Below are 15,818 nucleotides of genomic sequence, written 5' to 3'. Positions count from 1 at the left end.
GTTTACTGCTCCGTTAGTAATGGCTAGGGAATCGCGGACATCCGCTGTAATCAACAAGCTTATCTGGTCGCGTAGAAGGGCAGCGATCTTGATAATCGTAGATACCGTCATTGTCACTATCAGAAGGCCCCTTGTATAAAACGGTCTCGACAAAATTAGCCATGTTGCTAGGTTGCGCAATTTTATCGACAGCATAAGAGAAGCCGCAGCTATCAGCACTTTCTAAACGACTGCGCGACATTTTGTTACCTACTCCTATGGTGTAAAAGCAAAGCCCTGAATAGCTCTTTGGCCATGCCACCGATGTCGAGTTAGGTACGACAACATGCGCATTAGCATTGAATGTTACGCGTTGGCGCATGCGCATCACTGCGTTTTCAACAGATTCGTCGATTTGCGCCCAGTCAGTGACCAAAACTACTGCCGATGGTCCGGGCAAGTTACCAACCAGTTCAGAAACAAAATCTAGTGCAAGTGATAACGACTGCACTTCGATATGTTGCGAGGCTCTGTAATCCCCTAAAGATTGCACTAACTGATGAGGGTAGTGCGGTTTGATGCTTAGTCTTGCATCAAACGGTGCATAAAGTTGAAGGGTAGGCGAATCGTTATACGTAATAATTGTGCTACTAAATGCTTGGTCAGGCATGGTCTTTACAAAACGTCTAATGACTTCTCTTGCATAGTAACGTTTATCTAGGCCTCGAAATGTATCGTTTAATGCTGAGCTTTGGTCGGCCACCAACACAATATGCGCAACACGAGGTTTTAACTTTAATTGTGTTACCCGGGCGTCAATGGCCATCGGGTTGAAGATATGTACAGATTGGTTGTGCAAGCGCGTATCGTATTCGCTTACTTCAGTCATATTGTCGTGCGCAGGGACATGCATCAGGTCCTCAGTCACCATGCAAGCGCAGAGGCTTGTAATAAGTACTAGCGAGAAAACTACCTTTATGCAGTACTGAAATCTCATTGTTTTCGCCCCTTTCCAGATGTAAACGTTTGTCACAACGTTGTTTGCTTCTGTCTAGATACAGCAAGAACTAAACCTCTTTTAATAAAACATCGATTTTAGGTAACCGCTATTTTGTAAATTATTGATATGTATTGTCTATTTCTTGTAAAAATGTTTTGTTTTTTCATTTGAAAATCGGTTTTTCTATTTTGCAAAGCGAGAAAATAAGCCTTTTTCCTATTTTGCTTTTGGATATTTGCATATTGCTAATAATCGCATTTTCAAAATGACAGATTTGGCTACGAAAATTTCTTGAGGCCAGTATATTCAAGGGGTGGAGCGTGTTTAATGTCGTTGGCATAGTTCTAGCAATAGCCTTAGCAACCGCTGTTTTAAAAAAGAATGAGGTGTAATGTGCCAGACGTGTTTATCTTAGGTTTTACAAAATGTGCAACGACGAGTTTGTATAACCAGCTAATGCAACATGCCGATGTTGCAAAAACGAAGCGTAAAGAGCCTCACTACCACTTTTCGAAAGTCATGGGCGCGCAATTTTGTGGTGTCGCTGATAACGACACAGTGAGTCAAATGTTTGTGACTGACGAAACGCGTTACAACGAATTGTATTCACCCAATAAGATATCTATCGATGGATCGGCAATGTCTATTGAGCATCCCGAGGTGTTAAAAGGTATTCATGCTCAGTACCCAAACGCTAAGCACATTATCATGCTGAGAAACCCAATTGATAGAGCATTTTCAGCCTATGCGCATCTCGTTCGCGATGCCCGAGAAAGGCTTACGTTTAAAGAAGCCATTGACCATGAGTTACAGGGTAAGCGCAGCGATTACTTACCAATATGGCGCAATATTCAGTCAAGCCGTTTTGTCGAGGCCACGCAGTTTGCTCGTGCATTACTGGGAGATAATTTGATGGTAATAAATTATCACGACTACGCAAAAAATAACCAGCGAGTGATGGATGAAGTGGCGTCGTTTATTGGCTTGAGCAAGATGGCATGGACACAAGACTTCGCGAATCGCTCCGGTGTTCCGAGGTCAAAAACATTTCAAAAAGTACTGATGCGGCAGTCGGTAGCGAAAACCTTGTTTGTAAGTTTGTTTCCAGACCGCTTTGTTACTTCATTGAAGCGTGCGCTGGTAGAACGTAATACCGGCAAAAAACCAGAACTTACACCGGAAGACAGAGCGTACTTCTCAACGCTTATTGCTGATGAACAAAGCAAAATATTACCGAATACGCCAGATTCACAACTATTGCATTCGCTGTATCAGTTATGAATGAAGAAAAGCAAGTAACAATCGTACCTCATATTCTGTTCACGATGTTTATTCTTGAACTGATCTTCTTGATGGTAAAAAAGGTTAATCTTGCTTTATACGGTCCATTCGATTTGTTCGAAAAGCTGTTTCCCATTATCGCTATCGGTTTGTTAGTAACGGTTATTAAGCCCAAACTTAACGCGCAGTGGTGGGCAGCAACTGCTTTTTATATCGGATATTTGCTTTACGGCATACTCATCTCTCTAGCTAATCAAAAAGGTATGAAAATCATTTTGGTGCAGCTTTATCACGAGCTAAAGTTTTTCCCTATGCTCATGCTTTTTTCAGTCGTGCGTTGTGACGAAATATGGACAAAACGCACCCTAAAAGTGATTAAGCCTCTTATCGTTATTTGCATCGTGCTTATTGTATTTCAGGCGGGCGCGCCAGGCGCATATGATGCCGTATTCAAAAGCGGCGGGCATTTCGAGCCCGGCCATATTGGTGGGCGTTTAGTGCCTCGTTTTGTTGGGTGGTTTTGGCACCCAGGGCAATCTGCACTGTTTTTTACTATTGCTGCCGTGCTTATCAGTGTCGAGTACCGAAGAGGCAACCTTCGCTACGGACATACCCTCACGTTTTTATGCATTTTTTTTGTACTGTGTTCCATTCAGCGCCTAGAACTGATGCTGTTGTTGATGGCGTTAACCGCGCTAAAAGTGCAGCGAGTATTTAACATCGATTATCGGTTTATGTTGTCACTCATCGTATTTGCTTTTTTTACGTGGATGTTCAGCTACTTAAGCGTAGATCAAAACAATGTATGGCACATATTAGAAAACTTTGAGTCACCACGAGTCATCTTCTTGGTGGAATCGGTTTTTGTGTTATTTGAAAGTAACTTTTGGGGCGGTGGCTGGGGCACTATTGGTAGCCATGCCGCGGCAGATGTTGCCAATGTTTACGAATACAACGCCATGAAAGACCTCTGGTGGATTAAGTTAGGCCAGTACTTTTACGACACCTACTGGCCGCATGTTATCGGCGAAACAGGGCTTCCAGGGTATTTTCTTTTGCTGTTGTCTATGACCTTTATGGTCTGTGCGTTAAAGCGCCCAGAGGCTAGCTTATTGTTATTTTTACTATTACTAACCAGTGCGTTGTCATCAAACGCACAATCACTCTACCACTTAACCATTTTTGGTTGGTTCATCACCCTATTTGAGAGTAAAGCGAGCGGGTGGCGAACAAGACAAAATCAACCAGTCTTGAGCGTATAACAGGCTCTAGTAGGAGAATAATCATGAACAATGATTCGCAACGTAACGGTATTGCAATTGTAGGCACAAGGGCTAGAGGCGGTATTCACGCAGTGATTGAAAACCATATTCAAGCCGGCGTATATGACGATTATCAGCGCTATTTAATCGTGTCTCATGACGATGGAAGCATGTTTCACCGCTTCTATGTCTACGTTATGGCGTTAATTACACTCATAAGCCTATTGTGCAAACGCAAAATAGCAGTGTGCCACTTACATGGCTCGCATAAAGGCAGTATCTACAGAAAGGCGCTTTTTATCTTTGTGTGCCGTCTGTTTAATTGCAAGGTGATATTTCATTTGCATGGTTCCGTGTTTGCGCGTGTCTATGACAGTGCCGGTGGTTTTTACAAAGGGTTGGTGAAATACGTGCTAAATAAAGCAGACAGCGTGTTTGTACTCTCTGATTACTGGGCGCAGTATGTAGGCTCGATTTCAAATAATGCGGATATCCGCGTAATAAACAACTTCCCATCTCCAGTATTCGAAAATCTTTTTGACAACAGGCGCTTTGCACATCGTGACAACATTAAACTGCTTTTTTTAGGGTTTATTGGTCAGCGAAAGGGTATTTATGATTTGGTAGAAGCGGTTGATTTGCTTAAAGCGCAGGGGGTAACAGGCTTTAAAATCACGGTAGGCGGAAACGGAGAAATAGAGCAGTTAAAAGCGGTTATCAAAGAAAGGCAATTATCAGCTTATTTTGACGTGATTGGATGGGTGACAGGCGAACAAAAATATCAGTTGATGAAAGACTCTGATTTACTTCTTTTACCTTCGCATAATGAAGGGCTGCCTATCGCTATTCTTGAAGCCATGTCTGCGGGTCTATCGGTATTAAGCACAACGGTAGGAGGTATTCCAGAAGCTATTCCCGATGATTCTTCAGGTCTTCTTATTGAACCGGGCGATCATAAAGCGCTCGCTGAGGCGATAACTAAGTATATTAAATGTGACGGTCTCATCGAGCTAACCGCCAAAAATGCACGCAAGCGTTACGATGCCGCTTATTCATCAACGGCGAATTTAAGTGTGATTAAAGACGTGCTCAATAGTCTCGTAATGCAAGGCAAGTCAGCATAGTGGCGTTAAGGTCATGCGATATAGCACCCTCTATGCTGCCCACAGTGTCGGTGATTATCGCAGCGTATAATGCGCAAAATACAATAGCGATAGCCATCGAGTCAGCATTAGTCCAAGAGCGGTGCAAGGTAGAAGTCATTGTGGTGGACGACTGTTCTACGGATGAAACGTTCGCCATTGCGTCGTCGTACGTTAATAAAGATGAAAGCGTAAAAGTGTTACGTACACCGCAAAACGCGGGGCCGAGCACGGCAAGAAACATTGCAATAAAGGCTGCTTGCAGTGAATGGTTAGCGGTATTAGATGCTGATGACTATTTTGCGCCGGACAGACTGGCGGCATTGCTTACTGTCGCGGCCCGCGACGGTGCGGACATGGTCGTCGATAGCTATGAAATTTGTCATACACAAGGGCAGTCATCAGGTATTTCACGTTTTACCAATCTATGTGCACCTAACGGTGTGCTCCCGATTAAGGCCGCCGACTTTATAAAGCTAGGCCTCGGTTCTACTAAGCCTGTTTTCAAACGCTCGTTACTGTGCGACACCACGTTGTTGTTTAACGAAACAGTAAACAGTGGCGAAGATTTGTTGCTGTACGCTCAAATTTTGTTACGTAACCCAACATGTCAATTTTCAAATCAACCCAAATATTTCAGAACAGAGCATTCAGAATCCTTATCGAGGCGAGATCGCGTCGCCTTTCTTCAGGAGTTAATCGATATTTTTGAGTTGCTCAAAGTAAACGTACTCTGTGTTGCACACCCAGACAACGATATACTCAATGCAATAACCTTTCGTAAAAAAGTCAATGAAGATGCACTGGTCGCTGCGCGTTGGAGACTGTTTCTAGCGAACAGAAAGCTACCTGACTTTTGTACGGTAGTAAGCCTACACAAATTGATTCGCCATATTTGGTGTAAAAAAATGCGCTTTGCTTATAGCGAGCGTTGTTAAGCCTGTACAGGCACTTTGCATTCTGCATATTACCCGCTTTTTCCTACTTTGCATTCTGCAAAAACATATTTCGATATCGCAATTATTTTACGCAAGACTCTGATAAATAGTGATTATTTATTGTTGGCTCGTGCCTTGCAAATACTCATGTAGTTTCCAGTACGTTAATGACTTTACTTAACGTCACCCTCCGAGGCATTACCATGAAAAAGAAAAAAGTGTTAGCAGTTGCGTCCCAAGGTGGACATTTAATTCAGTTATTAAGACTAAAGCCAGTCTTCGACCAATTCGAAACTACGTATGTTTCTAATCAGTATCGCGAGGAGATGGGAACGAACTTTCGTCATGTCATCGATGCTAATGGTGATGAAAAGCTAAAGCTTATCGCTTTATTTTTTCAAATGAGCTGGGTAATGATAATCAACCGCCCCGACGTGGTTATTTCCAGCGGTGCCGCACCGGGTTTTTTTGCGGTGATGTTAGGTAAGTTGATGGGCGCAAAAACAATTTGGGTTGACAGTATTGCCAATGCGGAAGAGTTATCACTTTCGGGTAAAAAGGCGGGCACATTTGCCGATTTATGGTTAACGCAATGGCCTAATTTGGCTGAGCCATCAGGCCCTTCGTTTTGTGGGAGAGTATTATGATTTTTCTTACCGTTGGTACACAACTTCCGTTTGACCGCTTTATTCAGTTAGTTGACGTATGGGCGGAACAAAATCCAAGTATTGAGATATACGCTCAAATAGGAAAAGGAGAGTATCTCCCTAAGAATATGAAGTTTTGTCGTTTCTTAGATGAGAAGGCATACAAAGAACAGTTCGAAAGTGCGTCTATTGTACTTGCTCATGCCGCGATGGGGTCGGTTATCACATCACTTATCGCATCGAAACCTATCATTGTATTTCCACGAATAGCGGCTTTAGGTGAGCATCGAAATGAACACCAATTAGCAACCAGCAGAAACCTAGAAAACTTTGACGGGTGCTACGTTACTTACAACGAAAACGAACTTTTTACGTCGCTCGATAATGTCACAACGTTACGCGGAGGCACACTCGCGCCTTATGCCAATCCAGATTTATTAAAAAGTATAGAAACGTTCATATTGGCTGATGCGTGAAATGATCGCTATGGATAAAGTCCTCAAGTGGAAAACGCATCTTACCGAGCCGCATATGAGAGAGATGCTCTTAGGCAGTGCGGCAGGCCTTATTATTAAAATGTTAGCTGCGCTGAGTTTGTTTGCCATGAATGTAGTGGTAACGAGAACGGTGGGTGCATCTGAGGCGGGATTGTTTTTTCTTGGCTTTACCTTAGTCACTATCATCGCCACGGTTGGTCGGGTTGGGTTAGACCAGGCTGTAGTGAAATTTGTTGCTACTGAGTACGCTAGCGGTGCATTTGGTAAGGTCCACTCTGTTTATCGAAAAGCGGTAAGCTGGGCACTGCTTGCTACTGCTTTCGTTGCGTTGATATTGTGGTTGAATGCTGCGTGGATAACGGATTCAATTTTTAGCATCGCGGGCTTCGGGCCTGTATTAAAAATGATGGTGATCGCTGCCCCGTTTATTGCTGTTTATATTATTCACGCGCAAGCCTTACAAGGATTGAAGCGTATTTCTAAGTCTATGCTCGTTTCTAGCGTTTGCTTACCTGCAGGTATTCTCGCTGCTATCTTGGTTTTCCCAGTCACTACAGCGTATGACCTTAGTAAATATTTCGTCATCACCAGCATGATAACGGTGGTTGTCGGGCGTATTTTTTGGCAGCAGTCAGTCTCAAGCGCTTCGTCAGCCCCTTCATCATCTTCATCAACTTCTGACGATACCCCCTTTATCTCATCATCCTTATTGCGTAAAACCTGTATGCCGCTGTGGACTGTCGCTATCGTACACCAAATTATTCAGTGGTCATCTCAATTAATGTTAGGCGTGTGGGAAGATGCGCAAGCTATTGCTTTCTTTGCCACCGCACAACGAACCGCCATGCTGACAAGCTTTATTCTTTTTGCCGTAAATAGTATTGCTGCCCCCAAATTTGCTGTTATGTATAACAGTGGCGATCATGATGGATTAAAGCGCTTAGCCTTAATGTCGGTAAAAATGATGATGATAGTGGCTGTGCCTACCACCGCATTCATACTACTTTTTCCAGAATGGCTAATGAGTATGTTTGGGGATGAGTTTGTTGCTGCATCAACGGCATTAATGATTTTAGCGTTGGGGCAGTTTGTAAATATTGCTACTGGGTCTGTGGGGTATCTTCTCAGCATGACCGGCAATGAAGTCAAAGTCAGAGATAACATGTTAATCAGTGGAGCACTGACCGTTATTCTGGGCGTGGCACTCATTCCTGCTTTTGGTGTGATTGGTGCCGCTGTTGCATATGCATGTGGGGTTTCATCGCAAAATTTGCTTTGTGTATACCAAGTTAATAAGCAACTCGGCTTCAATACGTTACTATTTTGGAAGGCCTGAAAAATAACGTTGTAACCGTTTGCTATTACTTCCTTGAGTATCTTGTTTTAAGGGGCATGCTATTCACATTCTTTGCTGCGTTTTATTTAATAGCGCGTATTATCTTGTGTTTCGCGGGACAAAAAAGCACATCAAAAGGAAAATTAACGATGGTACATTGGGGAGTAATTGGTTGCGGCGGCATCGCGTCGATGTTTATGAGCAGTATGAAGGCGTCCGAGGGAGGACACGTGCTAGCGTGTGCATCCAGAGATCGCACGCGAGCAGAACAATTCGCGTCAGCCCATAACATAAAAACTGCATACAGCGATTACAATGCGCTAATGATTAACCCTGACATTGATGCAATTTATATTGCCACCACACACAACGCTCATTATGAAAACGTGCAGGCCTGCTTACACGCCGGCAAACATGTACTTTGTGAAAAGCCGATTACCGTAAACGCGCAGCAGGCAGCACGCCTTTATGCGTTGGCAAGAGATAAAAACGTGCTGTTAGTCGAAGCGGTATGGACACGCTTTTTACCCGCCATTACGGCGCTGAAAGAGGCGCTTACACGGGGTGTTATTGGTGAGGTGGTTAGCTTGAATGCCACGTTTGCAATAACCGGTGATTTTTCAAACTCTCACCGACTAAAGAGTTTAGCAACCGCCGGTGGGTCGCTGCTTGATTTAGGCATTTACCCTATCACCATGGCCTATATCGTATTTGGCGAGGCCCCATCAACCATCAAAAGTTCAGTAGTACTTGGCGAAACTGGGGTGGATGAACGTGCATTTATACTGCTCGATTACCCGCATAATAAACATGCACACCTTACGTGCTCATTTAGCCATCATCTTCCTACGGAAGCAATTATTGGTGGCTCTACTGGTTTTATTCGTGTGCCAAATTTTTTAGGAGCAAAATCGTTCAGTATTCATAAGAACGGTCACGCACCTGAAACGTTTGAGTACCCTTTCTCAGATGATCAAAACTTTACACCAGAAATTGAGGCATTTCACCGCGACATAGCAAACCAGCGAACAGAAAGCCTGCAGTTAAGCGCAAAAGAGTCCGTGTCGGTAATGGCAACAATGGACACATTAAGGGCACAGTGGGGGCTTCAATATGCCTCTGATATCGAAGCCTTATAGGCGCTCACGCCAAGAAGCTTAATACTAAGGCACCGTAACGCTAACTAACGCGCACTTATGAAAGTGCGCATGCCGCTTTAATTTCTGCATCGATTGCTTTTACGTCGGTAAGTTGCTGATATAAGGTGTTAATCGGTGCCTCTTCGATAAGCCCCATGATTGTACCTAACACAAACCCCCGATGAACGTTATCGCCCCCCACGTTGGTATTTGCAATGAGCGCTTTTTCTGCACTATCCATATAGCGATATGCAAAATACAGCACACTTGGCCAAGAACCTGAAATATAGCACGCGGAAGAAAACTGACGGCCAACGACTTCTATATCGCTTTTTTGTTTCGCCACTAATGAATCAAGAGAAAGATGAGCTGAACGTTTTGCTATATCGTTTACGATGTCCTGTGCTGATTCATTGCTGCGATACAGTAATCGGTAAAGCAACTCGACATAAAAGTCGCACACTGTTGCCAGTTCGTCGCTTGGGTGTGTAAGGGCAAGGTGATTTCGAGCTAAGGCCTGCGTATCTTCTATCGTTTCCCCTTTAAGTGCGCTAATTAGAGTAAGAGGCCCAATGGTCACGAGGCCGCCGACAGATGCGGTATCGTGAGTAACCGCGCCACATTTATGGAGTGGTTTGCCAGTTACCATATTGGCAAAAAAACCTCTGTGATAAGATTCGGCGTACGTGTCGGGATGCGCGGGCTTCTCGGCACACATCAATGCAACATACTCCTCTAAAAATGCATCACGATCATAACCTTTTGATACACATCGCAGCATTAAGCGGGCGCAGTGTGCATTAAGTGTATTTTCCCCAGCCTTCATGCCTTGATGATAATGTTGATTCGCACCTGTCCAAAACTGACGTTTCCCTTTTAGGATAACGTCTCCTACGATGTCTTTTCTGCCAGTACTGGAAGACGCAGCGCGCCCGCCTTGACGGGTTGAATGAAGCGACATAATAGACGAAGGATGATAGGCCGGCGCATCTTCAAATTGCTGAATGCCACCAGTGAATGCTTTATAAATGTCCGCAGGGTTATAATACCAATGCACCGGCATTGCCAAAGCGTCTGCAATGAAGGCATTTTTTATTGCTGCGCTCACACGCGCGGTGAGTTGCTGTGACGTTATCGCGGCCAAGATTTACTCCCGTGAACGCGCACTCCTTTCTATTTACCCAAAATAAAGTACGCATATTATGTAGTACAGAGTAATACGTAAGCGAACAAAAGATTGATCGCAGGGCAATGATCAACAACCCACTTTTTGTGCCTTTTGGTTAAATGTTAGTGAACCACAGATGAGCAGACGGTTTCCTTTTGCGATAAGGTGCGCTTTTTATCCTCTTTTAAATTACCCGCATCTTCAGCAAGCGCGGTCATGGCATCAATTATGTCCAAGAATGTAGAAAGCTGTTGAGGGGTTAGCCCGTCTGATAGGTTTTCGATTTTACTGATAAGTTGTTTTGTGGGTAAGCGCATAGCGTCAAATTCTCGTTGTTCTAAATCGGTATGCCTAGTACTTACAAATTGCTTGCCAAGTTTTCATTACCTACACAGCCGTGCCTCATTCGGGCTGCAAAGGGCGAAACAAAAACGATTTTTTTGGTGGGAAGTGATGGCGCAACGCGTTTTTGCATTTGCGCCACATGGAATTCTCTGTTGACTGTATGGCGAGCTATTTCATTTCTTGTGCGATTACGCCCGCGTGGTCGGCTAACCGCGTAATTAATGATTCACCCATGGCTGCCGCGGGAGTCCAAAAACCACCCGGAAGGTCAGGGGTTTCTTTTGCCAAACATAGCGCTGCCTGAGACAACATTTTGGCTGTGCTTCCATAGCCGGGGTCTTTATCTCCTGTCACTTGCACGACTTGCGTTTGGCCATTTTCTAACGTTGCATAGAATCGCATGTCGAACATACCATTTTCTTGCTCGCTAGGGCTTGGACCTTCGCCCGGTTTTGGCAACACGTAGTTAGCAAGGAAGCTTCTCATCGGTGCAAAACTCGCCGCGCCAACGAAAGCACCTAAGCCTAACGTTGTTATCCACGCAGTGCTTGCCGTTTTACTCGACATGGCTTCATCGTACTTAAAGTCTTTCCCATACCGTTCATTAAGTAGCAGATTAGTGCGGTGCACAATACGCTCGTTAATTGCTGCCATTACAAATGGCATTGTCCATATACCTATGGTTGAGTCATATTCCGCTTTTTTATGGTTTTTCTGGCGAAGGTGAAAAGGGTGGTTATCGCCACATAGCATGTAAGGGTTAACTAACAGCTTTCGTAAACTGGGGTTGTCGCTCGCCTCTTTTAGTACATTAAGCATGCTTGCAATGGTGCCACCTGACGCACCACCTTTAAGTTTATAAACCCGCATTTTTATCTGCGAGGCTGGCTTTCCTGTTTTCTCAATAGCGAGGCGCTGAGATAAGTACACGCCCAGGTCTGAGGGAATGGAATCAAAGCCTGAACTGTTAATGATGCGAGCACCGGATGCTTTAGCTTGTGCTTCATACTTATCAAGCATGCTTTTAATCCACTGAGGCTCTCCGGTTAGGTCACAATAGTCAGTTCCCGTTTGAGCGCACACTTTAACAAGCGTTTCACCAAAAAGCGCATAGGGACCGACAGTAGAAATAATAACGCGTGTTTTTTCACACAAATCGGTAAGTGCGGTCTCGTCACTGGCATCTGCTACAAAATAGTCTAATTCAGGAAGGTTATGCTCGGCTTTCAATGCCTGCAGTTTTTGTTCGTCTCGCCCCGCAATGGCCCATGAAAAATCGCCCTGCGGGAGGCTCGCTAAATACGTAACCATTATTTTTCCGACAAACGATGTCGCGCCATATAGCAGGATATCAAACGTGTTGAGTTGCTCGTTGTTTTGCATGTTTTCTTATTTTGTGTGGTTACAAGCGGTAGCTTTACTGTGCACTAAAACCTAGTGCCGCACAACATTATCACAATGCAGCGCCCGCCCACGGCTTATAGCAAGGGTAATAGGTTTGGCGATAATGTGTGACCATTAGGCTGTTAGTTTCTCGATACGATTTTTATTTCGGCCATAGTGTTGAGCAGGTGCACGTGATGGGCGCGTGGAGGACAATGCGTTTTCAACGTTGATAGCAGTGAGGCTTGTTGCGTCGCCAGTGTCATGGAGAGAACTATCGTTTAAGGGCGTGTTATGGGCTAAAAAATGCGCGCCAGCCTGCTGACCCAGTTTGTAGTCATTTCGAAGCTGAGCATCACTGCTCCCTAATAACTTGCTTTGAAGTTTTTTGGGCGCAAAGACTTGTATGATTTCAATACCCTCTGGCGGATTTTCAATAAATGCCAGTTCTTTTCGGTAGGCGAGCTCGTGTTGAAGTAAGTAGTCTATCGTTTTAGGGCAATGGCCTGTTGAGCACATCACGGCACTTATTTTCTGCAACCAAGGAGATTGTGCTTGAAAGCCCTCATCTACTGTTCTTATAACCACAATTTTGGTTGCACCTCGGCGGTAGGCTTCGGTAACGGGGAGTGGTGCCGCAAGCCCACCGTCTAAATAAAAATCAGTGTTTGCTGCTTCTTGGGTATCTACCTGTGTCGTTAATTTTACCCCGTGCTTATAGAGCAGCGGAAGCGCACTAGAGGCTTTTATCAAATCTACCCAGCTGTGTTCACTAGTCATCGGGTTCAAGTAATACGCTTTTCTATCTCGCACATTGGTAGCGGTGAAAAGCACTTCCCTTTCACCAATATTCGCTCTAGCAGCATCAAGATTAAGCAAGCGCTTGGCTTCTTGTGTTTTATCAAAATACCAATCTAGGTCAACAATGTGTTTTCCCATCAAGCCTCTGCCCATTTGGAAAAACCGCTTATGCCTGGTTAGCCCGCGAATTAAGCGTTTTGCATAACCTTTTTGGCGTGCAACAAAGCTCGTTAAGTTTTGGGAACCCGCTGAAGTACCAATTAAAAGATCGAAGGGGTCATGCCCGTTTTCTAGCCATGTGTCTAACACCCCTGCGGTAAAAATGCCGCGTTGCCCACCGCCTTCTGCTACAAGCGCTACTTTTCCTTGTTTGACGTTGTAAGGTGCTAAAGCGTTATTAACGTCTTGAGCGGCAATGGGTTGAGCTAACATGTGATTTCTCTTCAAATGAATGATTGTTGACTAGATGGTCAAAGCATAGTGGGTTAGCGCAAGCGGCGAAAATTGAAAGAATGAATCGCGTTGATAGGAAAATCGCTAATTAAACAAAACAACGCGGGCAGTGCAGTTAACCATCAGCGCAATAACATAGCGATGTCCGCTTTTTTTACCGGACAGTTAAAGGTGTCCGCAGCGGACACTTTTTACCGGGGTTTTTAAATATAGTGCAATTAAATCAGTGTTATATGTTTTGGCATGTAACTGGTATAGCTAAGTAGGTTAATGTCGCGTTACGTTGATTCTCCAGCCCGATGTGAGCTGAGTAAAGCACCCTATTTTAGTGAGGAATAACCCAGTGATAATGCTAATACACCACTTTTGCCTTCCTATATTCGTGCTCGTCTTCGGTGTAGTTTTAGCAAACATCGAAGCACCGTTATGCAAGGACACACAATGATTCAAGATACAAGCAAACAAGATAACGCGGTGGTAAAGGTAAAGCGCGGTAAGAAGCAGTTGCTTTCTGTTAGCGCAGTTATTGCTGCATGCATAATTGGTTACTTTTCAATAACGATACCAGACGCTGATCTATCCATCGCAAAAGATGGGCTTAATATACATACGGTGTCGAAAGGCGATTTAGTGAGAGACATCATAAGCACTGGAAAGATTATCGCGGCGAATGCACCCCAAGTATATAGCCCTCAACAAGGCTATGTGATGCTCAATGTAATGGCAGGTGATTTTATAGAAGCAGATGACGTTATCGCCGTGGTGAATTCTCCGGAATTAAAAAGCAAGCTTAATCAGGAAAAGTTGGTATTAGCGAGTTTGCGAAGCGATCTTGCCAGACAAGAACTTGATGTGAGACGCCAAACGCTATTGCTCAATAAGCAAGCTGACCTAGCAAAAGTTGAGCTAAATGCGGCCATACGTGAAGACAGACGCGCGGCACTGTCTATTAAAAACCACCTTATTAGCCAAATAGATTTTGAGAAAGCGCAGGACGATCTTGCTCGCGCTACCGTTACGCATAAGCATGCCATCGATGAGATAGACCTTGCTGCCGATACACTCGCATTTGAACTGAAGACCAGTGAAGACAAAGTGGCGCGACAAGCGCTGATTGTTGATGAGTTGACAAGGCAAATGGCCAATTTAGAAATAAAGGCCAGCGTAAGTGGCATAGTAGGTAACGTCCTTATTCAACCCAATGCATTGGTAGAAAAAAACGCCCTTTTGATGACATTAGTCGATCTGTCAGCGTACGAGGTGCAATTGAGTGTCGCTGAAAGCTACGCAGGAGAGCTTGGTATTGGGATGGATGTAGAGCTAACCATGGGCGGGCAGACGATTCTTGGAACACTGGTGTCTATATCTCCTGAGGTTGTCGACAGACAAGTCACTGCGCGCGTACGTTTCCCAGAGAACAGTGTGCAATCTATTCGTCAAAATCAACAGGTCTCTGCCCGCATCTTGTTAGAAAATAAATCAAATATATTAAAAGTTGCTCGCGGCAGCTTTCTGCAAGCCGGAGGGCATACGGCTTATGTCGTTCGCGGTGATATCGCCGAGAAGGTAGCTATCGAGATTGGCGCCACGAGCATACGAGAAGTCGAAGTACTTCGAGGGCTTCAAGAAGGCGACAGAATCATTACGTCGAGCTATGAAAAATTCAAGCAAGCGCCTTCGGTGCTTCTACGTTAAAACAAGGAATATCAACATGTTGAAAATGCATAATATCAGCAAAGTGTATCAAACGGACAGTGTTCAAACTCATGCTTTAAGAGATTTTTCATTAGATGTCAAAGAGGGTGAATTTATCGCCGTTACCGGCCCTTCAGGCTCGGGAAAAACCACGTTCTTAAATATGGCGGGGTTACTTGAGCCTTTCACTTCGGGCAGTTATACGTTGGACGGAATAGACGTAGGAGGGTTATCTGATAACCAGCGAGCCGACCTACGTAATCAAAAAATTGGGTATATTTTTCAGGGGTTTAACCTAATACCTGATTTAAATGTTTTTGAGAATGTAGAAGTGCCACTGCGCTATCGCGGCGTACCATCAAAAGAACGCAAACGCAAAATTGACGAATGTCTTGAGCAAGTGGGTCTTGCCAGTCGAGCGAAGCACCTTCCACAGCAGCTTTCAGGGGGACAGCAGCAGCGTGTTGCAATAGCTCGCGCTCTCGCAGGGAGCCCGCGATTCTTGCTGGCCGATGAGCCTACGGGGAATTTAGATAGCGTCATGGCGCGTCAGGTTATGGAGCTGCTTGAAGAAATTAATCGCAATGGCGCCACTATTGTAATGGTAACGCATGATCCAGAGCTAGCGCGTCGTGCTCCTCGCACTATACAAGTAGTCGATGGACAACTGGCCGATTTTACCTTGTATCAAGGCAAGCCTGACGACAGGCCTACCGACAAGACTGAGCCTGTCGTAAAAGGGGTCATATAAC

General features: G+C 44.6%; 15 protein-coding genes. 10 read left to right on the top strand and 5 right to left on the bottom strand.

Going from position 1 to position 15,818, the window contains the following annotated elements:
* Nucleotides 1–13 precede the first annotated feature (13 nt).
* Complete coding sequence (locus tag AC27EZ_RS05975; protein WP_487134444.1) at nt 14–910, bottom strand: hypothetical protein; 897 nt, start codon at nt 908–910, stop codon at nt 14–16.
* 462 nt (nt 911–1,372) lie between these two features.
* Between AC27EZ_RS05975 and AC27EZ_RS05970 the strand changes: the two genes are divergently transcribed.
* From AC27EZ_RS05970 to AC27EZ_RS05935, 8 genes are all read left to right on the top strand, one after another.
* Nucleotides 1,373–2,260, top strand: coding sequence for a sulfotransferase family protein (locus tag AC27EZ_RS05970; RefSeq protein ID WP_487134443.1), 888 nt, complete (start codon nt 1,373–1,375; stop codon nt 2,258–2,260).
* The gene (locus AC27EZ_RS05965; protein ID WP_421132386.1) at nt 2,257–3,522 is read left to right on the top strand and encodes a hypothetical protein; all 1,266 of its coding nucleotides are present in this window, start codon (nt 2,257–2,259) and stop codon (nt 3,520–3,522) included. Before AC27EZ_RS05970 ends, AC27EZ_RS05965 begins: the two co-directional genes overlap by 4 nt.
* Nucleotides 3,523–3,545: 23 nt before the next feature.
* Nucleotides 3,546–4,646, top strand: a complete 1,101-nt coding sequence (locus tag AC27EZ_RS05960) for a glycosyltransferase family 4 protein (protein WP_487134442.1) — start codon at nt 3,546–3,548, stop codon at nt 4,644–4,646.
* The gene (locus AC27EZ_RS05955) at nt 4,646–5,602 is read left to right on the top strand and encodes a glycosyltransferase family 2 protein (protein ID WP_487134441.1); all 957 of its coding nucleotides are present in this window, start codon (nt 4,646–4,648) and stop codon (nt 5,600–5,602) included. The genes AC27EZ_RS05960 and AC27EZ_RS05955 overlap by 1 nt, the downstream gene beginning before the upstream one ends.
* A 203-nt stretch (nt 5,603–5,805) precedes the next feature.
* A complete protein-coding gene (locus AC27EZ_RS05950) occupies nt 5,806–6,249 on the top strand; it encodes a hypothetical protein (protein ID WP_487134440.1) in 444 nt (147 codons plus the stop codon).
* Nucleotides 6,246–6,725, top strand: a complete 480-nt coding sequence (locus tag AC27EZ_RS05945) for a glycosyltransferase (protein ID WP_487134439.1) — start codon at nt 6,246–6,248, stop codon at nt 6,723–6,725. Before AC27EZ_RS05950 ends, AC27EZ_RS05945 begins: the two co-directional genes overlap by 4 nt.
* 10 nt (nt 6,726–6,735) lie before the next feature.
* On the top strand, nt 6,736–8,082 hold the full coding sequence (locus tag AC27EZ_RS05940) for an MATE family efflux transporter (protein ID WP_487134438.1): 1,347 nt from the start codon (nt 6,736–6,738) through the stop codon (nt 8,080–8,082).
* A 149-nt stretch (nt 8,083–8,231) separates the two neighbouring features.
* Entirely contained in the window at nt 8,232–9,221 is a 990-nt protein-coding gene (locus AC27EZ_RS05935) for a Gfo/Idh/MocA family protein (protein ID WP_487134437.1), read from the top strand.
* Between the two features lie 55 nt (nt 9,222–9,276).
* On the opposite strand, the gene AC27EZ_RS05930 is transcribed toward AC27EZ_RS05935, so the two are convergent.
* The 4 genes from AC27EZ_RS05930 to AC27EZ_RS05915 form a co-directional block, all read right to left on the bottom strand.
* Nucleotides 9,277–10,356, bottom strand: a complete 1,080-nt coding sequence (locus AC27EZ_RS05930; protein ID WP_487134495.1) for an ADP-ribosylglycohydrolase family protein — start codon at nt 10,354–10,356, stop codon at nt 9,277–9,279.
* 155 nt (nt 10,357–10,511) lie between these two features.
* The gene (locus AC27EZ_RS05925) at nt 10,512–10,706 is read right to left on the bottom strand and encodes a hypothetical protein (RefSeq protein WP_487134436.1); all 195 of its coding nucleotides are present in this window, start codon (nt 10,704–10,706) and stop codon (nt 10,512–10,514) included.
* A 196-nt stretch (nt 10,707–10,902) separates the two neighbouring features.
* A complete protein-coding gene (locus AC27EZ_RS05920; protein ID WP_487134435.1) occupies nt 10,903–12,117 on the bottom strand; it encodes a saccharopine dehydrogenase family protein in 1,215 nt (404 codons plus the stop codon).
* 135 nt (nt 12,118–12,252) lie between these two features.
* On the bottom strand, nt 12,253–13,350 hold the full coding sequence (locus AC27EZ_RS05915; protein WP_487134434.1) for a patatin-like phospholipase family protein: 1,098 nt from the start codon (nt 13,348–13,350) through the stop codon (nt 12,253–12,255).
* Nucleotides 13,351–13,812: 462 nt separating this feature from the next.
* Here AC27EZ_RS05915 and AC27EZ_RS05910 point away from each other — a divergent pair, with 462 nt between their 5' ends.
* Together AC27EZ_RS05910 and AC27EZ_RS05905 are read left to right on the top strand one after the other, a co-directional pair.
* The gene (locus AC27EZ_RS05910) at nt 13,813–15,066 is read left to right on the top strand and encodes an efflux RND transporter periplasmic adaptor subunit (RefSeq protein WP_487134433.1); all 1,254 of its coding nucleotides are present in this window, start codon (nt 13,813–13,815) and stop codon (nt 15,064–15,066) included.
* Nucleotides 15,067–15,082: 16 nt separating this feature from the next.
* Nucleotides 15,083–15,817 (top strand): ABC transporter ATP-binding protein, encoded by a 735-nt coding sequence (locus AC27EZ_RS05905; protein ID WP_421132375.1) that lies wholly within the window; start codon nt 15,083–15,085, stop codon nt 15,815–15,817.
* Nucleotide 15,818 lies beyond the last annotated feature (1 nt).

It is taken from the genome of Alteromonas sp. 4NH20-0056, from assembly GCF_057539655.1.
This window is presented reverse-complemented; position numbering and strand designations above follow the sequence as displayed.